This is a genomic window from Nocardia amamiensis (assembly GCF_015477605.1).
GTDB classification, from domain to species: Bacteria; Actinomycetota; Actinomycetes; order Mycobacteriales; family Mycobacteriaceae; genus Nocardia; species Nocardia amamiensis_A.
In genome coordinates this window covers 1-820 of the sequence record NZ_JADLQX010000184.1, presented here as the reverse complement: position 1 = coordinate 820, position 820 = coordinate 1, and the positions used below count along the sequence as shown (strand labels likewise).

The 820-nt window shown below is 64.9% G+C and carries 1 protein-coding gene; it reads left to right on the top strand.

All coding sequences use genetic code 11. The features are described from left to right. On the top strand, positions 1 to 650 hold a 650-nt coding region (locus tag IU459_RS37370), incomplete at its 5' end, for a helix-turn-helix domain-containing protein (RefSeq protein WP_228839066.1). Between the last annotated feature and the right edge of the window lie 170 nt (positions 651 to 820).

Sequence of the window (820 nt, the reverse complement as noted above, 5' to 3'; positions counted from 1 at the left end):
TGCTGCGTTCCTCAAAGATCATGTATCTTGTTGCTGGTCTTGGTGCTTCGGGTGTGGTTGAGGTGGATTTGCCGAAAGTGCTGGTTGCGCGTCCTGCACGAGATGCTCTGGAGGAGCGCAAGATTCGCAAACTCGCCAGCGCTCGTCATGCGCCGGGAGATTGGATCCGTCGGGCGCGGATGATCACCGCGAGTTGGGACGGGAAGTCCACCGCGCAGATCGCGGGCGAGTTGGGTTGTCATCCGCAGACGGTGCGAGAACGGCTGCACCGGTTCAACGCTCACGGCGTGGACGGCCTCGGCGATCGACGCGGGTCAGGACGTAGACCTCGGCTGACCGAAACAGAACGCAGCCGCATCGTCGCCTTGGTCGCGACCACGCCACCGGGGCGAATGACCCGGCGACCCGACGGCGCCCTGGAAGCCGATCAGGACGGAGCTCCGTCGAGCTGGACCTTGGATTCTCTCGCCGCCGCCCTGCGCGCTGAAGGCATTGTTGTGGGCCGTAGTCAAGTACGCAGAATCCTGGTGGCAGAGGGTGTTCGATGGCGTCGGCCACGGTCCTGGACGACGAGCAAGGATCCGTACTTCGTCCCAAAAGAACCCATATCGTCGGTCTCTACACGCAGCCACCCGCGGGCGCCACGGTAGTCTGCGCCGACGAACTCGGCCCGGTCTCGCCCCGCACCTTCGCCCCGGCACCGGGCTGGTCGGTCGACGGGCACCGGATCAAGGCGCCCCTGGAATACTCGCGAGGCCCGGACAGGGTCTGGGTATATGGATCAATCCGAGTCCGTGACGGGCACGCCGTCACACTCACC